Raw genomic sequence first — 22,235 nt, 5'->3', positions numbered from 1 at the left:
GGGATGCCGCCGGTGTCGTCACTTGGCGTTTTTGCGCATCTGTTCGACGATTTCCGATCCGATATCGGCCTCCATCAGCGGCCAGACCTCGGCGCGGACCTTGTCGATCATCGGGCGCAGATCCTCTGCGCTCGGTTCGAAATACTCCATGCCGCCCTCGACAGCGAGCTGGACGTATTTTTCATCCTCGGCCTTTGCGGCAGTGAACTGTTCTTCCATAAGTGTTATTGCGGCGTCGCGGATCAGTTCCCGATGCTCTTGCGGCAGCGATTGCATGCTCAGAGTATTGGCGACGAGATTGCCGGTTACAAAGATATGTTTCGTGCGCACATAGTAGTCCAGAACCTCACCGAAATACTCGAAATCCCAGTAGATGACGTTGCCGGCATCCCCATCGACGACGCCGGTCTGTATCGACGTAAAGACCTCGGACCAATCGATCGAGGCCGTCTGATAGCCCATTGCCTGAAGTGTCTGCGGGATCGGAAAGAAAGGCGGCGTGCGCACGTTGATGCCGCTCGCGCTTTCGATATCCAGCGCATAGCTGCCACGGGTTGCGACACCGGCAAATCCTTCGGGCCATGCGCCGAAATAGGTGATGCCGAGATCGGCAAACACATCGTTAAGCGTGCCATTGACCCAGCCACCCGGCTGATAGGCCTTCAGCGCCTCTTCCCACGACGTCACCATGTAGGGTGCATTCAGCACACCGATGCGTTTGTCATAAGATGTCGAGGGCCAGCTCAGCATCAGGTCCACCTCGCCGGCAACGAACAGATCGAACACCTCAAGCTGGCCGCCAAGCTGGTTCTGATAGAAGACCCGTACGTCGATTTCTCCGCCCGAACCTTCTTCGATCAACTCTGCCCATTTCTTGATCGCATCGCCTGACGGCGAGCCTTCCGGACCGGAATCGGTTGCGATTTTCAATGTCGTTTCGGCGCTGGCCTGGCTTGCAACCAAGGCAAGCATGACTGCGCCTCTCATTATCCACTTGTTCAACATGGTCTCCTCTTAGAAACAGAAAAGTTCAAATCAGCTACATAACAGTTGTTATGCTCGCTGTATTGTTAGAGACAGAACACGCAAGTTGTCAAACACAAGCTTGAAAAATCGGAAAGCCGGGCTGTACCAGATGGACAAAACATCGAAAGAAACAAAGAAAAACAACGCCCTCACCCATGGCGACTGGATCCAGGCAGCGCGTGGCATTCTGATTGACGACGGGGTCGGAGGACTCAGCCTAAGGCGGATTGCGGCGGTTTTGAGGGCCACGACTGGTGCCTTTTATTGGCAATTTGAGAACCTCGAGAATCTGCTCAACGACCTGCGCGAAGACTGGAGAACTCGAAACTCGGCCGCATTCGACGGGGTCTTTGAAAATCCCGAGCTGGACGGTCTAGAGAAGTATCTTGGCTATGTGCGCATTCTGCTGCGCGAGGATGAATATGACCCGAAATATGACAGCGCCATGCGGGACTGGGCGCATTCCTGCGCGAAGACCCGGGCCGTCGTGACCGAAGTCGACAATCGCCGGGTATCCCAGCTTCAGAAGTTGTTCGCCGAGTTGGGGTTTAACCAAAGGTCGGCACGGGTGCGCGCGATGATGACTTACTTTCATCAAAGCGGCTATTATCAGATGAACATCGACGAGACGCTGGACGAGCGATTGGCCAACATCCCTTATTATGCCGAAATCATGGTAGGCTCTGATTTCTTCCCGGCTGATCTTACGATCAAAGACCTCCGCCGGATCATCTTTGACGATGTGCCCAAGGACGACGGAATGCTCGGGCAACAAACCGAATGATCGATCTGCCCTCCAGTGCATGAAGCTCAGGCCCATAGCCACTAGATGACGATTGCGGCGAGAGCGATTGCTGAGAGGAAATCCTCTGGGCCTCTGTCGTAGCGTGCTGCAATCCGACGCCAGTCCTTGAGCCTGCCACACACGATCTCGATGCGGTTGCGACGTTAGCAGCGGCGCTTGTCGTATCTGACCGGGGTCTTGCGTTGCTTTCGGGCGGGGATGCAGGCGCGCATCCCTTTGTCTTGCACCGCTTGTTGGACCCAATCGGCGTCGCAACGGCGATCCCCGAGCAAGCAATCGACATCCCGCGGACCGTTCGGCAGGGCGCGCGCCGATGGCGTCACACCGTTAGTGCACGCCCGGGTCCGCAGCTATTCCGAGATCGCCTCGGCTTTGCTAAGGGCACGGGGCTGACTTTCCTCCGGGGTTGCATCAGGGCAGGTGCGGCGTCAGAGTTTCCGGCTGTGCACCGCATGGGCGATGCCGAGCAACTCTTCCTGCTGCAGAGCGCCGGTCAGGATGTAGGACAGTTCAGGCGAGCGCCAGGCAAGCGTTCCCACACCCTTTTGCTGGGCAAAGACAAAGGCTGATTCCGCGCCCACGCCCCGTTGCAGATAGAGCGTGACACGCTCACCGCCGGCGGTCTCATACATCAGTTGTCCGGCCGGTTTCCCCCCCTCGCCCGGCAGAAGGCGCCCGCCCAGCAGTGTCAACCCCTGCGCTGACAGGTCAGGTACCGCAACCGTCTGGCCGATGCGGTTGCCAAGCCATGTTCCAAGATGATCCCGTGCATCGGCCGACACCTCAACCGGGTGCAGTTTTTCTGGCACGAACACAGCGTGCGCCGCCAGGGCCATCCGGGTTTCAGTCCCCAACGCAGGGCCGCCTGCTATCGTGCCGCGCAGCAACCAGCCGCCGCCGCCGCTGACGACGACAATGGCCAAGACTGCGGCCAACCTCTGAAGCTGTGTCATGTGCCGCCGGTTTCTGTCCTGCCGAATCTGCTGCATCCTGAATCGCGATGGCAGGCTGGTGTCGGCCAGCGGATCGAGGGTTGATTTCAGCCTATGCCTGACTTTCTGATCCGCCAGTATCTGGCGCTGTTCCGCAGGGTGCTGAGTCAGCCATTGCTCGACAAATGCCCGACGCTCATCAGGCAGTTCGCCGTCCACATAGGCGGTCAGGTCGTCTTCCCCGACCGGCTTGTTCTTGCGGGTCATACAACCCTCCTTAATCTCTGTTCCGGTGGGGTGTCCACCATGTCTCGCAATCTCTGGCGTCCGCGGCTGAGCCGCGACATCAAGGTTCCAACGGGGATGTCCATGATCCGGGCGGTCTCGGAATAGGTAAAGCCTTCGACCGAAACCAGCAGGATGGCGGCCCGCTGGTCCTCGGGCAATCGCGTGAGCATCTGCAGGACCTGCATCAGCTCTATCCGGTCCTCGGCAGTCGAGCGCAGCGACGCGATACTGTCGATTTCGGCGTCGACATCAACCGGCAGGCGGGCGCGTTTTCGGTGGCCGCTGATATGCAGATTGCGCAGGATCGCAAAAAGCCAAGGCCGCAGCGCCAGACCCGGATTGCGCAGATACCAGCGCGACAGGGCACGCTCGACAGTGTCGTGCACCAAATCATCCGCCTGATCCCGGTTCCGGGTCAGAGCCAGCGCAAATCGGCGCAGATGCGGAATGTTGATTTCAATCTCGTCTGAGCGTCGGGGCATCCGGTTTTTCCATCCTGTTCAGATGATATACGCCGGCGCGGCAAAAAAATTCCCGTGGCAGGGGAATATTTTTGCCGCGCCAGCGTATTTCCTGTGCGCAACCACTGCGCAGACCCGAAACCTGATCCATGAGGAAAAACCCAATGCCCCTGAAGAGAACAATCATCTCTGCCGCAGTCCCCGTCATTCTGGCCACATCCGCCATTGCCGACGAAATTACCACCAGCGAGCAACCGGCTGGCAAGTCCCTGACTGTTGAAACGGTTACCATCGGTAATGATGGCTGGCTGGTCATTCATGCCATTGTCGATGGAAAACCGGTCGTTCCTGCTTCTATCGGTCACACGGCGGTCAAGGCCGGCACCACGGAAAACGTCGTCGTCGAACTGACCGAGACGGTGGAATCCGGTTCCAAGGTCCTGGCCATGCTGCATGTCGACAAGGGCAGGATTGGTGACTACGAATTCCCAGGGGACGACCATCCGGTGATGCAGAACGACAAGCCAGTTGTAATGCCGCTGCAGATCAAGTGATTGATGTGCCCCGGGCTATGCCTGTTGTCCGGGGCATTGTCGCGCGCATACAGTACCCCGGTCTTAGGGGCGGCGGTTCGGGCAAAGATGAAAAGGAAAAACCCCATTCAAGCGCATATTCTTTCATCCTTGCCGCCGCTGCGGCACGCTGTTTCCGAATGTAATGTGCCAACTGGGGCAGAGGTGCATTGCTTGTGCGCGTCGATTTTTCCGATCGGTTGAGACGTCAAATTTGATCGCGCCTTTTTTGATCTTCAGTTCTTTCCCGGCGGTCGCATGGCGTGCATCAATGAATTCCGCCAGATCGACCAGATGGACGGGCTTTGCACATTTCTGGCTTTCGTCCTTCATGAGCACGAGAGCAGGTCGAGTTTCCGGACAAAAGGTTTGAGCCAATCCCGCGCGAAGGTTTCTGAACCGATGATCTCCGGCGTGTTGTCCATGACTCTGTCGCACAAATCGGGTGCGGGATTCATCTTGTGAATCCAGTGTGATCGCTGGGATACATGAGCAGGTCGACAGTCCCAACCTTTCACACCCGGAACTGGCCAGCCTGCATGGAAACACTCAAAGACGGCCCATTCCCGATCCGACATCAGATCTCGTGCCAGGCTGACCCCCATGGTAGATCGCTCCCAGGAAATCCAATGCGAGTCTCGCCGCGAGAAGCGACGTGACGCCGGAGGGGTCATAAGGGGGCGATACTTCTACAAAATCTGCGCCGACCACATGAAAGCGCTGCGCGATTTCCCGAAGGATATCTTTCCCCTCGTAGTAGCTTAGGCCTCCGTGGCTGATGGTGGCGGTGCCCGGCGCGATCGACGGATCAAAGGCGTCGATATCAATCGAGACATAGACCCGCTGTCCGCTTGGGAGATGCGCCAGCGAGGCGGTCGCGCCTTGATCACGCAGCCGGCGCAACGGGACGACATGGGTGCCATAGGCTTTGGCCGCTTGGTAATCCTTGCGGCTGACCGAGGCCATGTTGCGTGGCGCCAGAGTGGTAATACCCGACACATGGGCCATTTCCGAAGAGCGCCGCATCGGACTGCCATGCCCCCAGGAAATCCCATTTCGCTCGTCGATGAAGTCGAAATGCGCATCGATATGGATGATGTGAATCGGCTGTTCGTCCGAATAGGCCGCCACGGTTGCCATCGTGATCGAGTGATCGCCGCCCAGGATGAAGGGCATTGTCCCCGCGTCGAGCAAAGCGCGTACTGCCGTCGTTGCGTTGGCGAGGCTGCGCTTGGTGTCGGCATAGATGACATCGCTGTCACCGGCGTCTACGATCCGGACGTCTTCAGCGCTCAGATAAGTCGTCTCGTCTTCAAAGTCGAAGACGCCATCCGTGCCGAAACTATGAAACATCGATGCCTCGCGGATCGCTCTGGGACCAAAACGTGTTCCAACCCGGTAGCTTGAGGCTGTATCGATTGGTACGCCAAGTATAGCGACGTCCGCTCCATCCAGTTGGTTCCAGTCTTCACATGCCGCTTGTCCGGCAAAGCTGACGAGACCGACGAAGGGAAGGTCCATCCGGTCGGCCATGTTCCGATCCTTTATCGTCATGTGTTTATCCTTCGGGCTGGTTTCAGGCGATGCCATCGGTGATGGATTGGGCGGCATAGGCGCGCTGCACGGCGGGGCGGGAGGTCGTCAGATCGAGCAGTCTTGCGATTGCCGGCCGCGCGCGCGGTGGCGTTGTCATGGGCCGGGCCCAGCGGCACAGCATGGTCAGGTACAGGTCTGCGGCGCTGATGGTGTCCCCCAGGAAATAGGGGTCATTGGCCGCGAGATGATCTTCGATCACATCCAGGTAAGCCGCGGCACGAGCTTGCGCACCGGTTTTGACCACAGCCTCTGCCGGTTTGTCATCGCCGGTCAGGCGGTCGGGATATTGCCAGATCATCAACTCTTCCTGCAAAGAGTTGGTCAGGAATATCAGCCACTGATAAAACACGGCGCGCTCCGGTGTGCCGACACGTGGTGCGAGACCGGCCTCTGGGTGTGTGTCCGCAAGATAGAGCACAATGGCGGCGGCCTCGAACAGGGTCAGATCGCCGTCTTGCAATGCGGGAATACGTCCGTTGGGGTTGATCTTTAGATACGTGTCGGATTTTTGCGCCTCGGTTGCACGATCGACCAGCGAGAGGCGGAAATCGGCACCGATTTCTTCCAGCATCATATGCGGCGCGGCATTGGCGTTCGCAGGATAGTAATACAGCGTGTACATTCTGAAACTCCTTGTTTTCTTATGCAAAAATCTAATATGACGTAGCGATGGCCGCAATCGTCGCGGCCAGACGAATACGGACAACAGCCCGACAGAAAGAGACACGAATGACCCCCGTTCACAAACCCGCCGAACGGCGCCTCATCGTCATCTGTGTCCCTCCCGCGGCGCAGTCGCTTGATATATCGGGGCCGCTGGATTGTTTTCTGGAAGCCAACCGGCAATGTTCAGATGGTCCCGTTTATGATGTCCGTCTTGTCGCGGTCGACGGTGGAACGCAGGTAAGGGCAGGCGGTATGACGCTCGTACCTGACACTGAATTCTCCCGGCTTGGGGGTGGGATTGACACTCTTCTGATTGCCGGAACGCCGGATTATGCCCGGGCTGCGGAATTTTCAGTGTTTTCCATATGGCTGCAAGCTCAGGCGCGCGATGTGCGGCGGCTCGGTTCTGTCTGCACCGGCGCTTTCTTTCTGGGGGCGGCTGGCATTCTGTCAGAACATCAGGCCACCACCCATTGGCAACATGCGGCGGAATTGGCGGACCTTTACCCGCAGTCGGAAATCCTGCCTGACGCCATCTATGTCGCCGACCGCGGGATCTATACGTCGGCCGGGGTTACCGCAGGCATAGACCTTGCTTTACGCCTGATCGAGGAGGACCTCGGCCACGATATAGCGATGGCAGTCGCGCGCCGTCTTGTCGTTTTTCTGCGCCGTCCAGGCGGGCAATCGCAATTCAGCGCCCACCTTGCAGCGCAGACCGCCCGCGAAAGCCGGATTGCTTCAGTACAGGGCTGGATTCTCAAAAACATCGACAAGGATCTGTCTCTTGCAGTCCTGGCTGATAGGGCGGGCATGAGCCCGCGCAATTTTACCCGTCTATTTCAGACCGAAACGGCAACGACCCCGGCGGTTTTTGTGGAATATGTGCGTATTGACGTAGCACGCAGATTGCTTGAGGAATCCGACGCGCCGCTGAAGCGGATCGCGGAGCGCTGCGGTTTTGCAAGTGCGGACACTTTGCGCCGTGCGTTTCAGCGGCAGGTCAAAACGACTCCGGCTGAGTATCGCGATCATTTCTGCCGACGGCAGCCATCTGCAAGACTCAGGCCGCCGGAGCAGCGGTAAGTGTCTGTAACGGCAGAAGCCTCTTCAGTGTTGCATCATGGCGCAATTCTCCACTACGATTTTGACAATGCGCCGGTTGCCCGGTTTTGTTCGTATGTTGCGGTGCGGTAGTCCTATTTGCATTTGAGGTTAAATGATTGTTCAAGCTTGCCTGAATGGCGCCCGTCCGATCGATTATCACCCCCGTCTTCCGTTGACGATCGAAGCCATGGCCACAGAGGCGCGGGCTTGTATTCTGGCCGGCGCGGGCGAGATTCACGTTCATCCGCGCGGTGCGCAGCGCAAAGAATCTCTCGCAGCCGTGGATGACACGATCCGCGCTTTGCGCGCCGCGTGCCCCGGCAGCCTGATCGGCGTTTCAACAGGGGCTTGGATCGAAAACGACGAGAAGCAAACCCGCGAACAAATCGCCGCTTGGCGCGAATTACCCGATTACGCCTCGGTCAACCTGTCCGAACCCGATGCCGACGCGGTGATGGAATTGCTGCTTTCGGTGGGGGTCGGCATAGAGGCGGGCCTGGCATCCGTCGCGGATGCGGACCGTTTTGTGCGCCTGGCATCAAGCCGACGCGCCCTGCGGATTCTGTTAGAGATTGAAGAACAGGATCTGGATGAGGCGTTCCAGGTGGCCGATGGCATTGTCGCGTGCCTGGAAAAATCCGGGTTGCGGCGCCCCGTTTTACTGCACGGTTTCGATGCGACCGTCTGGCCCTTTGTTGACCGCGCGGCGATGCGCGGTTGGTCGACACGGGTGGGGTTGGAAGATGGCAAATGCCTGCCGGACGGCGCGGTTGCACGTGACAACGCCGAACTTGTCGCTGCGGCGATCAACCACTTTGCCGAGCATAGGGCGCGCCCGTTGCCGCGAGGCGTGGGGTAGTGGCTTTTAGAACCGGGGGGCGAACACTGAGGGCGCTGCCATGACAGAGAGACGCATTCTTTGGCGCAGACTGGATGCGAAGGGCCATGACGCCTGTCGTGCGCTGTTTCAAAATGATGAATGGGTTTTGGATGGGGCTGCCGTGTATCTGGAAAACCGGGACATAACCAATGTCCGTTATCGGGTTCGTTGCGATTCCAACTGGATATGTAAGTCCGCTTATGTTCATGGATGGTGCGGCCCCACAAAAGTGGATGTTGAAATCGCACGGGAAGACGACGGTCTTTGGCGCTGCAATGGGATGGAAATCACTGCCGTTTCAGGCGCTTGGGATGTAGATTTGGGGTTCACGCCCACGACGAACACCTGTGCAATCCGCCGATTGGGACTGGATGTGGGGCAGCGCAAGCGGGGCGTGGCTGCATGGCTGGATGCATCGGATTGGAAACTCAAACCTCTGGAGCAGTACTATGACCGGTTTGCTGCGACGGGTTATGAGTACGGCTCTTCGGAGCATGGCTTTCAGGCAAGGCTGGAAACAGACAATTTTGGATTCGTGAGGGAATATCCAGGCCTTTGGGAGGCGGAAGAGTAAGATGGAGTTCTGTCGCATACACTTTGACCGCAATGGAGTCGGGCTCTCGGAGTTCCTCTAAGTATTGAGTTACAAGTGTATCTCCATTGATTGCATCTATGACTAATGCGCTGGTTTGGATCTGCGGCGCTTTTTTGAAATCTGGAAAGAGCGCAGATTTTAGGAAGCCGCTCTTCGTATGATCTTCTAACGGTTGATCAATAGTCGCCTCGCTAGCAACTGTATTGTTCATTCTGGATGAGGCGTCCATTTTTGCCCTGATTTGACGAGGGCATTTGCGATGGTCACAAGCTTTCGGGCGACGGCGNCTAGCAACTGTATTGTTCATTCTGGATGAGGCGTCCATTTTTGCCCTGATTTGACGAGGGCATTTGCGATGGTCACAAGCTTTCGGGCGACGGCGACAATGACGACCTTGTGTGGTTTACCTGCGGCACGCAGACGATCCGCGAAGGTTTTCAGGACCTGATTGTGGTGGCTGGCAACGAGGGCCGCCTGGAATATTACGTGCCTGAGCAGTCGTCGCCCTCCGCCGATAGCGCGCTTACCACGCATCGCTCCGCTGTCGTGTGCAATCGGTGCGAGGCCCGCGAGCGCGGCGGCCTGCTCGCCTGTGATCTGACCAAGTTCTGGCATCTCGGCGATCAACATCGAGCTGGCAACCGGGCCGACCCCGGGGACGGACCGCAGGATACCGGCAGTTGCGGCCAGTTCATCGTCTGCAGCGATGGTCTGTTCCCAGATCCGCGATTTGGCGGTCGAGAAGCGTGCGCCGCTGGTCGTCCATACTCGCGAACATCTCGGCAGATCCCAGTTTCCCATGCGCCTTTATCTGTGCCAGAAGGCGTTTTCTGCTCTCAACGAGCTGCCCGCGCTTTGACGTCAAGGCTCTGAGAACCCGCAGCTTTTCATGTGGCAGACTGCGCCCGGCACCGGGCCGGAACATCATGAACCGGGCGATGAGTTCCGCATCTATCCGATCCGTTTTGGCCCGTGTGCCCCGGCTTGCGGCGAAGGCCTTGATTTGCGCTGGCGGCAATTGTCGCGTCGCCACGCTGGCGGCCTCCAGCGCCGCCCATAAACGCCATTCCTGGCCTCCGGTTGCCTCGAAGCAGACCAGGCCGTTGACGTCCCGAGCCAACCGCACCAGCTGTTCGTGCCCCTCATCCGCGTTCGGCAATCTCAACCACTTGCCATCCGGCAGGCAATGAATGTCCAGCCAATCCCGCGAGACATCTATGCCGATGATCCGGTCGTGTGCTACCGTTTCCATGCTCTCTTCCTTCTGCTTCGTGGTCCTGATCGGCCACATTCAACTGTTCGAGACGATGAAGAGAGACGGTGCTGGCTCGCTAGCAAACGTGGTCAGGCCACAAGGCTCAGACGCCATACACCGTCCCACCACCGGCCTCGGCCAAGGTCGGTGGTGGGAGGAGATTAGCAAAGCGCAGATACAGAAGGGTCAGGACCCATTGATTTCCGCCTGGCTGCGTGATTCACGGTCTGAAAACGAGCGGTGAACATGTCTGATCTTTTCTGGCTGAGCGACGCGCAAATGGCACGTCTCAAACCATACTTCCCGAAGCCTCACGGCAAACCGCGCGTTGGCGACCGGCGCGTGTCGAGTGGGATTATCTTCATCGATCGCAATGGCTTAAGGTGGCGCGATGCGCCCAAGGAATACGGCCCGCACAAGACGCTCTACAATCGCTGGAATCGGTGGCGCGACAAGGGCGTCTTCGCCCGGATGATGGCTGGTTTGGCCGCCGAGCACGGCGAGACGAAGGCCGTCACGATCGACGCAACCTATCTCAAGTGCCACAGAACCGCGAGCAGCACGGGCGTGAAAAAGGGGCGCGTGGACGCCTGATCGGGCGCAAAAAGAGCGGCATGAACACCAAACCGCACGCCCTCTGCGACAGCCAGGGGCGCCCGATCAACCTGTTCGTCACCGCCGGACATGTCAGGGACTACATCGGTGCGCGAGCATTGCTGGGCAGCCTGCCGAACGTGGATCGGTTGCTCGGAGATCGAGGTTACGATGCGGATTGGTTCCGAGAAGTGTTGAAAGACAAAGGCATACGCGCCTGCATCCCCGGTCGGGATCAGCGGAAGAAACCGGTGAAATACGACAAGCGCCGCTACAAGCGCCAAAACCGGATCGAGATCATGTTCGGCAGCCACAAGGATTGGCGGCGTGTGGCAACACGATATGATAGATGCCCGAAGGTCTTCCTCTCCGCCATCGCTCTCGCAGCCATCGTCATGTTCTGGCTATGAAACAAGAACGAGTCCTGACCCTTCTGTATCTGCGCTTTGCTAATCTCCTCCCACCACCGACCTTGGCCGAGGCCGGTGGTGGGACGGTGTATGGCGTCTGAGCCTTGTGGCCTGACCACGTTTGCTAGCGAGCCAGCACCGTCTCTCTTCATCGTCTCGAACAGTTGAATGTGGCCGATCAGGACCACGAAGCAGAAGGAAGAGAGCATGGAAACGGTAGCACACGACCGGATCATCGGCATAGATGTCTCGCGGGATTGGCTGGACATTCATTGCCTGCCGGATGGCAAGTGGTTGAGATTGCCGAACGCGGATGAGGGGCACGAACAGCTGGTGCGGTTGGCTCGGGACGTCAACGGCCTGGTCTGCTTCGAGGCAACCGGAGGCCAGGAATGGCGTTTATGGGCGGCGCTGGAGGCCGCCAGCGTGGCGACGCGACAATTGCCGCCAGCGCAAATCAAGGCCTTCGCCGCAAGCCGGGGCACACGGGCCAAAACGGATCGGATAGATGCGGAACTCATCGCCCGGTTCATGATGTTCCGGCCCGGTGCCGGGCGCAGTCTGCCACATGAAAAGCTGCGGGTTCTCAGAGCCTTGACGTCAAAGCGCGGGCAGCTCGTTGAGAGCAGAAAACGCCTTCTGGCACAGATAAAGGCGCATGGGAAACTGGGATCTGCCGAGATGTTCGCGAGTATGGACGACCAGCGGCGCACGCTTCTCGACCGCCAAATCGCGGATCTGGAGGCGCGGATTGAACAGACCATCGCTGCAGACGATGAACTGGCCGCAACTGCCGGTATCCTGCGGTCCGTCCCCGGGGTCGGCCCGGTTGCCAGCTCGATGTTGATCGCCGAGATGCCAGAACTTGGTCAGATCACAGGCGAGCAGGCCGCCGCGCTCGCGGGCCTCGCACCGATTGCACACGACAGCGGAGCGATGCGTGGTAAGCGCGCTATCGGCGGAGGGCGACGACTGCTCAGGCACGTAATATTCCAGGCGGCCCTCGTTGCCAGCCACCACAATCAGGTCCTGAAAACCTTCGCGGATCGTCTGCGTGCCGCAGGTAAACCACACAAGGTCGTCATTGTCGCCGTCGCCCGAAAGCTTGTGACCATCGCAAATGCCCTCGTCAAATCAGGGCAAAAATGGACGCCTCATCCAGAATGAACAATACAGTTGCTAGGTTTAGGTCAAGCAAAAAATAGAGAAATGCATAGCTCCGGAATGTCGGATAACAGTATTTGACAAGGATCGTTTGTCGGCCGAGGCCCTGGCGGGGAAGGCAATCCGGGAAGTACACGGAGTGCCAGTTATCGGATCTCTTCCGGTTCAGACGAACTGGGCCAAGCCATGACCGACGGACCAGTTCTCTTTCGAAGATTCGAGAAGGTTGACGAATATGTCTTCCGCCGCAATGCCGGGGTTCTCGCCAAGAAGTTTCGCGATACGCTTGAAAAGTGCCTTCTTCTGCTGTGCTGTACGCGTATCGAACATCGTGATGCGGATGTAGACAAGATCCTCGCTTCGCGTGATGCCGAAAGCATGACCAAAGCGAAAATTTTCAGGCTCATGCTCGGTTATGGTCATGAACTGATCATCGTCGGGCACGTCGAGCGCATCGCGCATCGCCTTGTAGAGTGCGTCGAATATGGTTTGACGATATGTACTCGTCTTGCCCGCACGCATAAAAATATGACAGATCGGCATAATACGTCCTTTCGGCTGATAGCGTGTTTCGTTCGGTCTTGTTTGTGAGGTGTCAGAACGGCGTAAACGATCCAGTTTCAGAACTTGACCATTGCGTCCCCCTTGAGCCCCAAACGCTGGCGGGCTTCGGCGGGCGAGGCCACCTTGTGTCCGAGGGCCTCGATTATCGTTCTTATCTTTTGGACCTGCGCGGCATTGGATCTCGCGAGTTCCTTGGGGCCGATGTAAATGGAATCCTCCAATCCGACGCGCAGGTTTCCGCCAAGCATGGCGGATTGGGTCGCAAACGGCATCTGATGACGTCCGGCGGCCAGCACCGACCATTCGTAATTTCTGTCGCCAAACAGTTTGTCGGCGATGGTGTGCATGTGCACGAGATTGGCGAGATCTGCGCCAACGCCCCCAAGGATGCCAAATACCATCTGAATGAAGAAAGGAGGCTGGATCAGGCCCCGGTCAACAAACCAGGCCAAGTTGTAGAGGTGACCAAGATCATAGCATTCGAACTCAAACCGAGTTCCGTGTCCTTCACCCAAGTCTTTCAGAGAACGTTCAATGGTCGCAAATGTGTTCGGGTAAACGAAGTCTCTAGTCATCTCGAGAAACGGCTTTTCCCAGTCATGTTTCCAGACATCGTACTTCGCCGCTAACGGGAATGTACCGAAATTCATTGAGCCCATGTTCATCGAAGCCATTTCTGGACTGACGGTTGCGGCAGCGCGCAGCCGTTCCTCAATCGACATCCCGAGGCCGCCACCGGTTGTGATGTTGACGATGGCATCGGTCGATTGTTTGATGATGGGCAGGAATTGCAAGAAAGTCTCTGGGCGCGGGTCAGGTTTGCCAGTCTCAGGATCGCGGGCGTGGAGGTGGATGATCGCCGCGCCGGCTTCTGCGGCTTCGATCGAAGCAGCGGCGATCTCGGGCGGCGTAACAGGCAGGTGCGGCGTCATTGTGGGCGTATGGATGCCTCCCGTGGGAGCGCAGGTAATGATCACGGACTTGGGCATTCGACGAACTCCTTGACCCGGGTTTGCAGGCTTGCCCACGGGATTTCTTGTTTCATCCACCTCCACGGAAATTTGCTTTCTGAAGATGGTGTGTCCGGTCTCGCCACCGGTGCAGTCGGACCCTAGACCTCATCCGATCATGTGTATATCTTGTGGTTTGGAATATCTGAGATGAGGATTCGAAATGATTGATCGCCGACTCGATCTGGATTCGGTCCATGCCTTCGTTCTCATAGCGGAATTGGGGAACTTTACGCGTGCGGCGGAAGCCACGGGCACAACCCAGTCGGCAATCAGCCTGAAGTTAAAGCGTCTTGAGGATAAGCTTGGAAGCAAGCTGCTGGAGCGGACCCCGCGATATGTAAAGCTTTCGTCCAGCGGAGCCGCTTTCCTGGAGGCGGCGCGAGAGCTGCTTAAGGCGCATGATCAAGCTATCTCCGTGTTTTCGGAGGCCCGCCAGCGTCTGGCGATCGGCATCAGCGATCATGTTGCGGGGCCGGAACTTCCCGCGCTCATCGCGCGCATGAATGCACGGGATCCACGGCTCCTGATTGAAATTCGTATTGGCTCCTCCAGCGATCTCTTGCAAAGTTTCGATCGGCGCGATCTGGACGCAGTGGTTGCGCGCATGCATGTCGGTCGTGACGATGGGCAAATCCTGAGCCAGGAGAAATTTGGCTGGTTTGCGAGCCCCGACTGGCACCATCGCGCGGGAGAGCCGATCCCGATCGCCACGATGCCCGAGCCTTGCGGCGTAAAGATCATGGCAAGCGAACTGCTCGACAAGGCCGGCGTGTCCTGGGATGAAGTTTTTGTCGGCGGTGGGGTTGCAGCAGTTGCCGCGGCGGTGATGGCCGGTATCGGTGTGGCCGCATTGACGCGGCGTATGCTGCCGCTTGGCGCGATTGATGTGGGACCGCAACTCGGGCTTCCCGCACTGCCACGTCTTCCGGTGGTTTTGCATTCGAGAGCACAGGGCGGGCGGAGGCAGGAGGCGATTACCGCGCTCTCTGCCGCGCTTAAGAACGCCGTAGGGGCTTGATCCGGTGCCGTGAAAGCCTTGGCATCGAAACTCTGGTTTGACGTTATCGATGGCTTGGAGTTCGGCGACGCGGTGCAGGTACCGTTTTAGTGCTGGATCTCTGCATCGATGTGCGCGCGGACAATCGATTTGGCGGCGCGGCCTGCTTCTTCCGCGTATGCTGCATCACGGTGAACAAGCATGGTCGAAAAGGCCCCGTCCATCAGGAGAACGATCTGACGAGCGATGGCTGCCGGATCGTCGAGCTGATTTTTTATGAACTGCTTGGCAAGCCAGTCTTCGAACTTTTTCTTGTGCTCGGATCCGATCTTCATTGCCGGGTGGCCTGGCAGATTGGCAAGCTCCGCAGCCGTGCGCAGAAAGCCACAGCCCTTCCATTTGGGGTGGCGCGCGGATTTGGCGAGTTCCAGAAAGATCGCTTCGACTTTATCGGCGGTGTCGCCTTCTGCGCTTTCAAACCAGGTCTCAAACAGCTTCAAGTTTGGTTGATCGCGGGAACTCAGATATTCGGCCACGAGATCGTCCTTGCTCTTGAAGTGATAGTAGAGAGTCTTCTTGGTGATGCCGGCTTTCTCCGCGACCGCATCTACGCTGACGGCGCGAATACCTTCCTGATAAAACAATTTGTTCGCGGCATCGATGATCCGTTCGCGGGCGGGTTTTGCCTTTTTGGCGTTGACGGTCATTCCCTATTCCCAACCTATGTATACTAACCAGTGAGTTTGCCTGATCTGTGGCTGAGGTTAGCCTTTCTGTCAACGCAAACAGAAAGGTTACAACATGCAAGATACCGTCCTTTACGAGAAGAAAGATCGCATCGCGCTGCTGACCCTCAACCGGCCAGAGAAACTGAATGCGCTTGATTACGCCACCAACGACCGGCTGCTTGCACTCCTTGATCGGATCGAGGCGGATGACGGGATCGGCGCCGTGATCCTGACAGGTGCAGGGCACAGGGCCTTTTCCGCCGGAGGCGACATTCACGAATTCACCGAAAGCATCAAGCGCAGCACCGAAGAGGCGGTGCGGGAGTTTTGCCGCCGCGGGCAGCGGACGACGGCGCGTTTCGAGGCCTTTCCCAAACCGGTGATCGCGGCGGTCAACGGCATTGCCTTTGGAGGCGGTTGCGAGATTACTGAAGCCGTGCATTTGGCAATTGCATCGGAAGAGGCCATTTTTGCCAAGCCCGAGATCAATATCGGCATCCCCCCGACATTCGGAGGCACGCAGCGCCTGCCGCGATTGGCAGGGCGCAAGCGGGCGTTGGAATTGCTCTTGACCGGTGACAGCTTCGGGCCCGCGCGCGCCTATGAGATGGGCCTGGTGAACAAAGTGGTGTCAAAGGCGGATCTGCTGCCAGCGGCGTGCGATCTGGCGAATCGCATTTTGCGACATTCGCCGCTGGCAGCCGCCCGGATCATCACGGCGGTCACGCGCGGCATTAATACGACGATTGACGAAGGCCTTCTGATTGAACGGGAACAATTCGCACGCATGTGTGCGACCGAGGACGTGCAGGAAGGGTTGGACGCATGGATCGCCCGCCGTACCCCGAGCTATGCGGGAAGGTAAAAAGAGGACGAATTATACGGGCTTCACGAAAGAAACCTGGTCGGCCTTCACATCCGATGGCCGGCCGGGGTCAACCCATATGTTGAACCTCATACGTTTGCGCGACCGTGCAGGCTACCGGGATGGTCGGAGCGCGACCCGGTCTATCGCGAAACCATGGCCCACCGACAAGCTGGCGTGAAAGACAGTCGGCTGATCCGCTTCTCGCGGCAATCAGCAGGTTCCGCCTTTGCCAGCACCTGACCTCAGGGCCATAATGATAGCCAAGTGGTTCAGACCGAGTATCGCTCATCGCTATGGTAGAACAACCCGGATGCGAACGCATCTTAAGCGACGAACCAGCAGCAACGGGATCACTTCTCGACATGCTCGCGTGGTTCGCTATTTTCAATGTCATTGAATAGGGCCCTCTTTCTGTCATTCATCCAGAGATCAACATCGTGATTATCACTCCTAAACTCGCGGCATTGGCGGTTGTGATGCGCGAGAAACGCGTTCTGCTTGTGAAGCGAAGGAACGAGCCTGATGCCGGCCTCTGGGGGTTTCCCGGGGGGCATGTGGACCTTGGCGAAACGGCGCTTGCAGCCGCGGCTCGCGAACTCCGAGAGGAGACCGGTGTCGTAGGGCTTCCCGCGCAGTATTTGACCAATGTAGATGTGATCGTTCACGATGGCGGTGGGGATGTGCGGTTCCATTTCCTTCTGACAGCAGTGCTGTGCACATATGTGAGCAGTGAACCTGTGGCGGCAGATGACGTCAGTGAAGCCGGTTGGGTTTCGGTCAGCGATGTTTTGCAGCGGCAGATTCCATGTAGTGAGCATGTGGATGATGTCTTGCGAGTAGCTCAATTATCTAATCGGTAATCAGGGAGCCGAGCCCGTGCTTTGCCGCCCTCCAAGCGAGGCGCGGCAACGCGGGATGGTGCTGCCGTCTCTAAATTCGATTGGAGGCTTCGGCTGAGCGATGAACCTGACTGTAGAGCGCCAATCCGAACGTCATCAACGCCAAAACAGCAGCGGCGGCGAAGGTCATAGAGAAGGCATAAGCAACATCTGCTGCGGGGGCCAGCACTGCGTCACCCGTGCCGAGCAGGGCGACAAACAGGCTCGACATGGCGGAGGCGCCGGTCATCAGGCCCAGGTTGCGCGACAAGCCCAGCAGGCCGGAGAGGCGACCACGCTGTTCTTTCGGGGCGTTGATCATCACCGCCGTGTTGTTGGCCGCAAGGAACAGTTGAAAGGCCGGTGTCAGCGCGATCAGCGCGGCCACATATCCGCCAACGCCAAAGTAACGTGGCAAGAAGGCGAGGCAAAGCAATCCAAGCACGGTCTGCGCCAGACCGATAACCATGACGCGTCGTGCGCCGAGCCGATCCGTCAGCCGACCGGCAGGCACGCCAGATAACGCTGCGACAACAGGCCCGACCGCCATGACCAGACCGATGAGCGCATCGTTCAGCCCCAGTGAAAACGCCAGAAAGAATGGGCCGACAACCAGGGTGGACATCATAACCGTGCCGATGGCCCAGTTCATGGCAAACCCGGTGCCCGTCGTCCGGTCTTGCAATAAGGCCATCGGCACCAGCGGCGATGCCGCCCGGGTTTCGACGACCGCAAAAAGGGCGGTTGCGGCGAAGGCGGCGATCATCAACATGCCGGGTGGCACCGGAATGCCGGACGTTCCGCCGCTTGTGGCGAGTGCATAAGCCGCCAGAGCACCCCCCAACACAAGGGTTCCCGCAATATCCAGCTCCCGGAACGATGTGTTCGGCCGCCGGGGGGGCGGCGTGATGGCGATCATCGACAGGACCAGCGTAACAGCGGCAAAAACGGCCAGTAGCCAGAACGCCATCCTCCAGTCACCCCATGTCAGCAGCAGACCGCCAAGCGAGGGGCCGAGCGCGGTTCCGGCCGCAGAGGTCGTTCCGAGCAACCCCATCGCGGTCCCAAGCTTCTCTGTCGGGACAAATTCGCGTGCGATCGACATCGAAAGCGCGATCAGGATCGCGCCGCCAAGCCCCTGCAACGCGCGCCCGGCAACCAGAACATCAAGCGTCGGAGCGCGCGCACTGAGAATGGAGGCGGCGATGAACAGAATGAGTCCACAGTGCAGTACCCGGGGATGGCCGAAGAGGTCTCCGAGCCGGCCGACCGAGACAATGCTGATGGTGACAGACATGAGATAGGCCAACACGACCCACTGAACGTCTGAAATCGTTGCCGAGAAACTGCGTGTCAACGTGGGAAGCAGAACAGACGCCACGCTGATACCCAGCGAGGCAGTCAGGGTTGCCACGGCGAGGGTGATCAGGATGGAGAAGGGCGGGGGTGTCGTGTCGGGCATGGCAGACTCTCTTGTCATCAGTGGCATTCGGAGGCTACCATGCCACTTCAAGTCAACTTGAGGTCAATCGTGGAATTTCTTGATATCGGAACTTTGTCAAAACAAAGCGGCGTCCCGCCCTCGACCTTGCGCTATTATGAAGAGATCGGGCTGATCCAGTCGGTCGGACGTCATGGCCTGAGACGGCAGTTTGACAGGCCTGTGGTGATGCAGCTTGCGCTGATTTCCCTGGGAAAGATGGCGGGGTTTTCGCTGGGTGAAATCAAGGGCATGTTCGCCAAGGACGGATCACCACAACTTTCCCGCCCAGAATTGCATCTGCGCGCCGATGCGCTCGACGAACAGATCCGCGGGCTGAGGCGGCTGCGCGATGCGATCCGGCATGTTGCGGATTGCCCGGCTGAAACGCATATGGAGTGTCCGAAGTTCAAACGCCTCATGGCCTTCGCGTCGCGTTCTGCCAGTCATCACAGACAAAAGGATCGCGCGCGCTAAGCCTCTGGGGCTTCTGTAGACCAGAGGCGGAGCGTATTGCCGGCGCCCGTGTCTGGCACAAGGCGCAATAAGCGGCTTGTAGGGCGCGCCCCGAAGGTTGCTCCTCTGAAATGTTGAAGGGTGTTAGCGACGTATGCGTGTAACGTTGACAGTATTTGGCAAATAAAGCTGGTTAGTAGCGGTTAAACAATGCTCCAAAAGCCCATCCAGACAAAATTGACCCGGTGATCGCAAAACCGATGTAGAGCAGAAACGGACGTAGCCGGAGGACCGGTGCTATTGCCATCGCACCCCAAATACTCACGACACCGCCCGAAACGAGGAAAGCCATCGCCGCCCCCGGCGACATGCCAGCCTCTATCAACGCGCGGGTCAGAGGCAAGGCCGCATACCCGTCAATATAGGCCGGGGCGCCGACCAAAACGGCCAGTGGAACCGCAAAGCCGGTGTCAGCGCCTACGTAAGAAGTCAGCGTATCGGGTGACAGAGCCGCGTTCAGCGCAAATTCGGCGGCAAAAGCGGGGATCAGAACGATCAGGATCAAGCGGGTGACGGACCAGGCTTCTCGTACAAATCTGGAACGTCTGACGGGGTCGCGCCAGATTGCAGCCTGAAACACAGCGTTCTTCAGTGCGTAGGCCTTTCCGATCGATCCCGTAATCCCGTTATCGCGAAGTGGGCTGCGGGTCCATCCGTTGGCCGGAAGCGACGCCGTCACAAGCCCGCCAAAAATGCCGAGACCTACGGCGGCGATCATTTTCCCGACCGCGAATTCCAGGCCAAGCATTGCGGCGGTGGCGGCGAACATTGCCGGCCCTGTCACTGGAGAGGAGAGCCAGAAAGCCATGACGGGCGCGAGCGGCACCCCCGCTGCCAAAAGGCCTGCCATCATCGGCAAAACGGTGATGCCGCATACCGGTATGACTGCACCAATCGCCGCGGCGGCAATCACTGTCAGGGTCGTTCGCCCCTTGATGATCGATGCCACCCGATCACTGGCGCCACTCGCTGCCAGCCATGCTGCCAACACGACGCCGGGAATGATCATAGGTGCAACGTTGATAAAGCCGGAAATCACAAAAAGCACCGTGGCAAGTGCCAGTTCCGGAGCGATCAGGGCAGAGCCTACAAGGCTGGCGAGCAGCACGAGATATATCATTCTGATCCAGGGCGCGCGTTTCCCGGTCGGCTTGGGTGACGTAAGCTTGGCTCCAGACATTGTTTTGTTCCATGGGGAGATGGAGCGGAACGCGTCGCCATGGTGCGTGCGAAGAAAGTCGCTCTGCTTCATTTTTCCCTCCATTAATGTGGATATGGAAAAAGATACAGATTGGCATATAATTAGAAAATCAGATAATTTGCATATCAGATATCGGAAAATTAAATGGCCCGTCTCGATAGCGACTTGTTGCGAACGTTTCTGGCAATAGTCGAGGCAGGAAGCGTTACCGGCGGCGCCGGGCGTATCCACCGCTCACAATCGGCGACCAGCCTGCAACTTAAGCAGCTCGAAGCCGTTGTCGGTCAGCCTTTGTTGGAAAGACACGGTCGTGGAGTTGTGCTGACAGCTGCTGGGCAGAGGTTATTCCCCGTGGCGCGGCAGGTTATCGATTCGCTCGATAGGGCGCTTGCCAGTTTTCGGACTGATAACATCGAGGGGCGATTGAAGGTCGGGATTGCAGAAGACGCGGCTGACGGACATCTGGCTGATGTGTTGGCTGCATTTTGCCGCACACATCCGCGCGTGGAATTGGAAGTGCATTGCGCGTTTGGTGAAGGGTTCTCGACCGCAGTCTCAAACGGTAAACTGGATCTTGCGGTCTATGAGGTTCCCGAGGTTGGCCCAACACAAGAACGCCTGTACGATGAGCGACTGGTCTGGATGGCAGCACGCCACTGCGACGCGGCGTGTCGGGACCCGCTACCAATTGCGGTTTTCGACAGATCCTGCTGGTGGCGAAATGCAGCGCTTGCGGACCTTGAAGCATCGGGACGTGCCTATCGCATTGTTTTTTCTAGCGAAAACGTTCTGGGCGTCCGCGCGGCCGTGGCTGCCGGGATGGCAGTGGCGCTGCTGAAGGAGCGGGCGCAAGACGACACGCTGATTTCTCTGCCCGAGATGGCGCCGCCCCGATCGTCACATACAATTCTGGATGTCGCGAGTCATGCAAGCGGTGATGCCATGAACGCTCTCCGCAATGCCATCCAACTTAAGTGTTTGGGCTTGAAACGGTCTGAAGCGCTCTGGAATTAATCGGTGTCAATGGCGATCTGCAAGCCCGGCCAGTCTGCATACTTGTCACCAGTTTCGCGGATGTGGGTGTAGCGTTTCAGACTGACCCAGGAACTGTACCCACTGACGGCCGCAACGTGGGGAATATTCCCACCCATCTCGAACAGACGTAAGATGCCTTCATGGCGCAGGTCATGGAAGTGGAGATCTTCAATTCCAAGCAGCCTGCAGGCGCGGGTAAAGTTGGCTGTTATTACATCTGGAGAGTAAGGAAAAATCTCTGACCTGCGCCTAGGCATGCTATCTACGATCCGAATGGCCTCCATCGGAAGGTCGACCCATTTATCGTTACCATGCTTTTCACCCGGGTGCTTCATGTCACGAACCAGCACCCGATTGTAGTCTTTCTGAAAACCGCCCCATGTGAGCCTTGTGATCTCCGCTTGCCGACGTGTCGAGAAAAGCGCGAACATGATAACTTTGTGTATGGGCAGAGCTTGCGCCGTTCGATGAAGTGCGCGAGCAGGCGGCTGAGTTCATCCAGAGTAGGTCTGCGATTCCGCTGCGCTGAACGCGCTATACTCCCCATGCGGCGCGCCACCGTGATTGCGTTTTGTCCGTCGTCAGAGGTTTTGGGCCAGTTGGC

The 22,235-nt window shown here is 58.0% G+C and carries 26 protein-coding genes and 1 pseudogene; 12 read left to right on the top strand and 15 right to left on the bottom strand.

The window, feature by feature from the left end; all coding sequences use genetic code 11:
* Positions 1 to 18: 18 nt before the first annotated feature.
* Positions 19 to 972 (bottom strand): TRAP transporter substrate-binding protein DctP, encoded by a 954-nt coding sequence (gene dctP / locus NANH_RS0110520; RefSeq protein WP_245601442.1) that lies wholly within the window; start codon positions 970 to 972, stop codon positions 19 to 21.
* Between the two features lie 163 nt (positions 973 to 1,135).
* Here dctP and NANH_RS0110515 point away from each other — a divergent pair, with 163 nt between their 5' ends.
* Positions 1,136 to 1,810, top strand: coding sequence for a TetR/AcrR family transcriptional regulator (locus NANH_RS0110515; protein ID WP_027262004.1), 675 nt, complete (start codon positions 1,136 to 1,138; stop codon positions 1,808 to 1,810).
* Positions 1,811 to 1,851: 41 nt separating this feature from the next.
* Here NANH_RS0110515 and NANH_RS28485 read toward each other — a convergent pair.
* The 3 genes and pseudogenes from NANH_RS28485 to NANH_RS0110505 form a co-directional block, all read right to left on the bottom strand.
* Positions 1,852 to 2,142: pseudogene (locus NANH_RS28485) on the bottom strand (transposase); the annotation flags it as partial.
* A gap of 117 nt (positions 2,143 to 2,259) precedes the next feature.
* Complete coding sequence (locus NANH_RS0110510; protein WP_027262003.1) at positions 2,260 to 3,030, bottom strand: anti-sigma factor family protein; 771 nt, start codon at positions 3,028 to 3,030, stop codon at positions 2,260 to 2,262.
* Positions 3,027 to 3,533, bottom strand: a complete 507-nt coding sequence (locus tag NANH_RS0110505; protein ID WP_027262002.1) for a sigma-70 family RNA polymerase sigma factor — start codon at positions 3,531 to 3,533, stop codon at positions 3,027 to 3,029. Before NANH_RS0110505 ends, NANH_RS0110510 begins: the two co-directional genes overlap by 4 nt.
* A gap of 143 nt (positions 3,534 to 3,676) precedes the next feature.
* Here NANH_RS0110505 and NANH_RS0110495 point away from each other — a divergent pair, with 143 nt between their 5' ends.
* Positions 3,677 to 4,066: a DUF7282 domain-containing protein gene (locus NANH_RS0110495; protein ID WP_051372350.1), complete on the top strand. Its 390-nt coding sequence runs from the start codon at positions 3,677 to 3,679 to the stop codon at positions 4,064 to 4,066.
* Positions 4,067 to 4,189: 123 nt separating this feature from the next.
* Here NANH_RS0110495 and NANH_RS0110490 read toward each other — a convergent pair whose 3' ends face one another.
* The 3 genes from NANH_RS0110490 to NANH_RS0110480 all read right to left on the bottom strand — a co-directional run bounded on the left by NANH_RS0110490 (position 4,190) and on the right by NANH_RS0110480 (position 6,302).
* Positions 4,190 to 4,417, bottom strand: a complete 228-nt coding sequence (locus tag NANH_RS0110490; protein WP_027262000.1) for a hypothetical protein — start codon at positions 4,415 to 4,417, stop codon at positions 4,190 to 4,192.
* A 216-nt stretch (positions 4,418 to 4,633) separates the two neighbouring features.
* Complete coding sequence (gene speB, locus NANH_RS25990) at positions 4,634 to 5,638, bottom strand: agmatinase (RefSeq protein ID WP_245601441.1); 1,005 nt, start codon at positions 5,636 to 5,638, stop codon at positions 4,634 to 4,636.
* A gap of 22 nt (positions 5,639 to 5,660) precedes the next feature.
* The gene (locus NANH_RS0110480) at positions 5,661 to 6,302 is read right to left on the bottom strand and encodes a glutathione S-transferase family protein (RefSeq protein WP_027261999.1); all 642 of its coding nucleotides are present in this window, start codon (positions 6,300 to 6,302) and stop codon (positions 5,661 to 5,663) included.
* 47 nt (positions 6,303 to 6,349) lie between these two features.
* Here NANH_RS0110480 and NANH_RS0110475 point away from each other — a divergent pair, with 47 nt between their 5' ends.
* From NANH_RS0110475 to NANH_RS0110465, 3 genes are all read left to right on the top strand, one after another.
* On the top strand, positions 6,350 to 7,432 hold the full coding sequence (locus tag NANH_RS0110475) for a GlxA family transcriptional regulator (RefSeq protein ID WP_322786796.1): 1,083 nt from the start codon (positions 6,350 to 6,352) through the stop codon (positions 7,430 to 7,432).
* Positions 7,433 to 7,565: 133 nt separating this feature from the next.
* Entirely contained in the window at positions 7,566 to 8,312 is a 747-nt protein-coding gene (locus NANH_RS25985) for a 3-keto-5-aminohexanoate cleavage protein (protein WP_051372348.1), read from the top strand.
* Between the two features lie 40 nt (positions 8,313 to 8,352).
* Positions 8,353 to 8,907, top strand: a complete 555-nt coding sequence (locus NANH_RS0110465; RefSeq protein ID WP_027261997.1) for a putative glycolipid-binding domain-containing protein — start codon at positions 8,353 to 8,355, stop codon at positions 8,905 to 8,907.
* Positions 8,908 to 9,231: 324 nt separating this feature from the next.
* Here NANH_RS0110465 and NANH_RS29080 read toward each other — a convergent pair whose 3' ends face one another.
* Together NANH_RS29080 and NANH_RS29075 are read right to left on the bottom strand one after the other, a co-directional pair.
* Positions 9,232 to 9,729: a transposase gene (locus NANH_RS29080; RefSeq protein ID WP_211237086.1), complete on the bottom strand. Its 498-nt coding sequence runs from the start codon at positions 9,727 to 9,729 to the stop codon at positions 9,232 to 9,234.
* On the bottom strand, positions 9,620 to 10,180 hold the full coding sequence (locus NANH_RS29075; RefSeq protein WP_211237085.1) for an IS110 family transposase: 561 nt from the start codon (positions 10,178 to 10,180) through the stop codon (positions 9,620 to 9,622). The genes NANH_RS29080 and NANH_RS29075 overlap by 110 nt, the downstream gene beginning before the upstream one ends.
* 249 nt (positions 10,181 to 10,429) lie before the next feature.
* On the opposite strand from NANH_RS29075, the gene NANH_RS27905 reads away from it, so the two are divergent.
* A protein-coding gene (locus tag NANH_RS27905) for an IS5 family transposase (RefSeq protein ID WP_154665569.1) occupies positions 10,430 to 11,187 on the top strand; the annotation gives its coding sequence in 2 pieces (ribosomal slippage) (positions 10,430 to 10,763 and positions 10,763 to 11,187; 759 coding nt in all).
* A gap of 207 nt (positions 11,188 to 11,394) precedes the next feature.
* Positions 11,395 to 12,354, top strand: a complete 960-nt coding sequence (locus NANH_RS0110440; RefSeq protein WP_036049687.1) for an IS110 family RNA-guided transposase — start codon at positions 11,395 to 11,397, stop codon at positions 12,352 to 12,354.
* A gap of 162 nt (positions 12,355 to 12,516) precedes the next feature.
* Here the strand turns inward: NANH_RS0110440 and NANH_RS0110435 are convergent, their stop codons facing one another.
* Both NANH_RS0110435 and NANH_RS0110430 read right to left on the bottom strand, forming a co-directional pair.
* Positions 12,517 to 12,894 carry a tautomerase family protein gene (locus NANH_RS0110435; RefSeq protein WP_027261992.1) on the bottom strand — a complete coding sequence of 126 codons (378 nt, stop codon included), beginning with the start codon at positions 12,892 to 12,894 and terminating at the stop codon, positions 12,517 to 12,519.
* A 77-nt stretch (positions 12,895 to 12,971) separates the two neighbouring features.
* Positions 12,972 to 13,904: a BKACE family enzyme gene (locus NANH_RS0110430; RefSeq protein ID WP_027261991.1), complete on the bottom strand. Its 933-nt coding sequence runs from the start codon at positions 13,902 to 13,904 to the stop codon at positions 12,972 to 12,974.
* A gap of 184 nt (positions 13,905 to 14,088) precedes the next feature.
* On the opposite strand from NANH_RS0110430, the gene NANH_RS0110425 reads away from it, so the two are divergent.
* A complete protein-coding gene (locus NANH_RS0110425; protein WP_027261990.1) occupies positions 14,089 to 14,946 on the top strand; it encodes a LysR family transcriptional regulator in 858 nt (285 codons plus the stop codon).
* 86 nt (positions 14,947 to 15,032) lie between these two features.
* Here the strand turns inward: NANH_RS0110425 and NANH_RS0110420 are convergent, their stop codons facing one another.
* Complete coding sequence (locus NANH_RS0110420) at positions 15,033 to 15,632, bottom strand: TetR/AcrR family transcriptional regulator (protein ID WP_027261989.1); 600 nt, start codon at positions 15,630 to 15,632, stop codon at positions 15,033 to 15,035.
* Between the two features lie 94 nt (positions 15,633 to 15,726).
* On the opposite strand from NANH_RS0110420, the gene NANH_RS0110415 reads away from it, so the two are divergent.
* Both NANH_RS0110415 and NANH_RS27895 read left to right on the top strand, forming a co-directional pair.
* On the top strand, positions 15,727 to 16,518 hold the full coding sequence (locus NANH_RS0110415; protein ID WP_027261988.1) for a crotonase/enoyl-CoA hydratase family protein: 792 nt from the start codon (positions 15,727 to 15,729) through the stop codon (positions 16,516 to 16,518).
* 443 nt (positions 16,519 to 16,961) lie between these two features.
* Positions 16,962 to 17,381 carry an NUDIX hydrolase gene (locus tag NANH_RS27895; RefSeq protein ID WP_027261987.1) on the top strand — a complete coding sequence of 140 codons (420 nt, stop codon included), beginning with the start codon at positions 16,962 to 16,964 and terminating at the stop codon, positions 17,379 to 17,381.
* A gap of 70 nt (positions 17,382 to 17,451) precedes the next feature.
* On the opposite strand, the gene NANH_RS0110405 is transcribed toward NANH_RS27895, so the two are convergent.
* Positions 17,452 to 18,861: an MFS transporter gene (locus NANH_RS0110405; protein WP_036049682.1), complete on the bottom strand. Its 1,410-nt coding sequence runs from the start codon at positions 18,859 to 18,861 to the stop codon at positions 17,452 to 17,454.
* Positions 18,862 to 18,930: 69 nt separating this feature from the next.
* On the opposite strand from NANH_RS0110405, the gene NANH_RS0110400 reads away from it, so the two are divergent.
* Complete coding sequence (locus tag NANH_RS0110400; RefSeq protein WP_027261985.1) at positions 18,931 to 19,356, top strand: helix-turn-helix domain-containing protein; 426 nt, start codon at positions 18,931 to 18,933, stop codon at positions 19,354 to 19,356.
* 172 nt (positions 19,357 to 19,528) lie between these two features.
* Here NANH_RS0110400 and NANH_RS0110395 read toward each other — a convergent pair whose 3' ends face one another.
* A complete protein-coding gene (locus tag NANH_RS0110395; protein WP_245601439.1) occupies positions 19,529 to 20,647 on the bottom strand; it encodes a permease in 1,119 nt (372 codons plus the stop codon).
* 93 nt (positions 20,648 to 20,740) lie between these two features.
* On the opposite strand from NANH_RS0110395, the gene NANH_RS25965 reads away from it, so the two are divergent.
* Positions 20,741 to 21,610: a LysR family transcriptional regulator gene (locus NANH_RS25965; RefSeq protein WP_074920825.1), complete on the top strand. Its 870-nt coding sequence runs from the start codon at positions 20,741 to 20,743 to the stop codon at positions 21,608 to 21,610.
* On the opposite strand, the gene NANH_RS25960 is transcribed toward NANH_RS25965, so the two are convergent.
* On the bottom strand, positions 21,607 to 22,062 hold the full coding sequence (locus NANH_RS25960; protein WP_051372344.1) for a tyrosine-type recombinase/integrase: 456 nt from the start codon (positions 22,060 to 22,062) through the stop codon (positions 21,607 to 21,609). The two genes, NANH_RS25965 and NANH_RS25960, sit on opposite strands and share 4 nt — an antisense overlap.
* Positions 22,063 to 22,235: the final 173 nt, after the last annotated feature.

Origin of the sequence: Sedimentitalea nanhaiensis DSM 24252 (assembly GCF_000473225.1) — a bacterium.
Classification (GTDB): Bacteria; Pseudomonadota; Alphaproteobacteria; order Rhodobacterales; family Rhodobacteraceae; genus Sedimentitalea; species Sedimentitalea nanhaiensis.
Note: the sequence above shows the minus strand (reverse complement) of the source record. Positions and strands in the feature narration are given on the sequence as shown.

What these genes read in the sequence shown, in the direction of transcription:
- dctP (WP_245601442.1), bottom strand. Translation starts at nt 972, where the DNA reads ATGCTTGCCTTGGTTGCAAGCCAGGCCAGCGCCGAAACGACATTGAAA.
- NANH_RS0110515 (WP_027262004.1), top strand. Translation starts at nt 1,136, where the DNA reads ATGGACAAAACATCGAAAGAAACAAAGAAAAACAACGCCCTCACCCAT.
- NANH_RS0110510 (WP_027262003.1), bottom strand. Translation starts at nt 3,030, where the DNA reads ATGACCCGCAAGAACAAGCCGGTCGGGGAAGACGACCTGACCGCCTAT.
- NANH_RS0110505 (WP_027262002.1), bottom strand. Translation starts at nt 3,533, where the DNA reads ATGCCCCGACGCTCAGACGAGATTGAAATCAACATTCCGCATCTGCGC.
- NANH_RS0110495 (WP_051372350.1), top strand. Translation starts at nt 3,677, where the DNA reads ATGCCCCTGAAGAGAACAATCATCTCTGCCGCAGTCCCCGTCATTCTG.
- NANH_RS0110490 (WP_027262000.1), bottom strand. Translation starts at nt 4,417, where the DNA reads ATGAAGGACGAAAGCCAGAAATGTGCAAAGCCCGTCCATCTGGTCGAT.
- speB (WP_245601441.1), bottom strand. Translation starts at nt 5,638, where the DNA reads ATGACGATAAAGGATCGGAACATGGCCGACCGGATGGACCTTCCCTTC.
- NANH_RS0110480 (WP_027261999.1), bottom strand. Translation starts at nt 6,302, where the DNA reads ATGTACACGCTGTATTACTATCCTGCGAACGCCAATGCCGCGCCGCAT.
- NANH_RS0110475 (WP_322786796.1), top strand. Translation starts at nt 6,350, where the DNA reads ATGGCCGCAATCGTCGCGGCCAGACGAATACGGACAACAGCCCGACAG.
- NANH_RS25985 (WP_051372348.1), top strand. Translation starts at nt 7,566, where the DNA reads ATGATTGTTCAAGCTTGCCTGAATGGCGCCCGTCCGATCGATTATCAC.
- NANH_RS0110465 (WP_027261997.1), top strand. Translation starts at nt 8,353, where the DNA reads ATGACAGAGAGACGCATTCTTTGGCGCAGACTGGATGCGAAGGGCCAT.
- NANH_RS29080 (WP_211237086.1), bottom strand. Translation starts at nt 9,729, where the DNA reads ATGGGAAACTGGGATCTGCCGAGATGTTCGCGAGTATGGACGACCAGC.
- NANH_RS29075 (WP_211237085.1), bottom strand. Translation starts at nt 10,180, where the DNA reads ATGGAAACGGTAGCACACGACCGGATCATCGGCATAGATGTCTCGCGG.
- NANH_RS0110440 (WP_036049687.1), top strand. Translation starts at nt 11,395, where the DNA reads ATGGAAACGGTAGCACACGACCGGATCATCGGCATAGATGTCTCGCGG.
- NANH_RS0110435 (WP_027261992.1), bottom strand. Translation starts at nt 12,894, where the DNA reads ATGCCGATCTGTCATATTTTTATGCGTGCGGGCAAGACGAGTACATAT.
- NANH_RS0110430 (WP_027261991.1), bottom strand. Translation starts at nt 13,904, where the DNA reads ATGCCCAAGTCCGTGATCATTACCTGCGCTCCCACGGGAGGCATCCAT.
- NANH_RS0110425 (WP_027261990.1), top strand. Translation starts at nt 14,089, where the DNA reads ATGATTGATCGCCGACTCGATCTGGATTCGGTCCATGCCTTCGTTCTC.
- NANH_RS0110420 (WP_027261989.1), bottom strand. Translation starts at nt 15,632, where the DNA reads ATGACCGTCAACGCCAAAAAGGCAAAACCCGCCCGCGAACGGATCATC.
- NANH_RS0110415 (WP_027261988.1), top strand. Translation starts at nt 15,727, where the DNA reads ATGCAAGATACCGTCCTTTACGAGAAGAAAGATCGCATCGCGCTGCTG.
- NANH_RS0110405 (WP_036049682.1), bottom strand. Translation starts at nt 18,861, where the DNA reads ATGCCCGACACGACACCCCCGCCCTTCTCCATCCTGATCACCCTCGCC.
- NANH_RS0110395 (WP_245601439.1), bottom strand. Translation starts at nt 20,647, where the DNA reads ATGAAGCAGAGCGACTTTCTTCGCACGCACCATGGCGACGCGTTCCGC.
- NANH_RS25965 (WP_074920825.1), top strand. Translation starts at nt 20,741, where the DNA reads ATGGCCCGTCTCGATAGCGACTTGTTGCGAACGTTTCTGGCAATAGTC.
- NANH_RS25960 (WP_051372344.1), bottom strand. Translation starts at nt 22,062, where the DNA reads ATGTTCGCGCTTTTCTCGACACGTCGGCAAGCGGAGATCACAAGGCTC.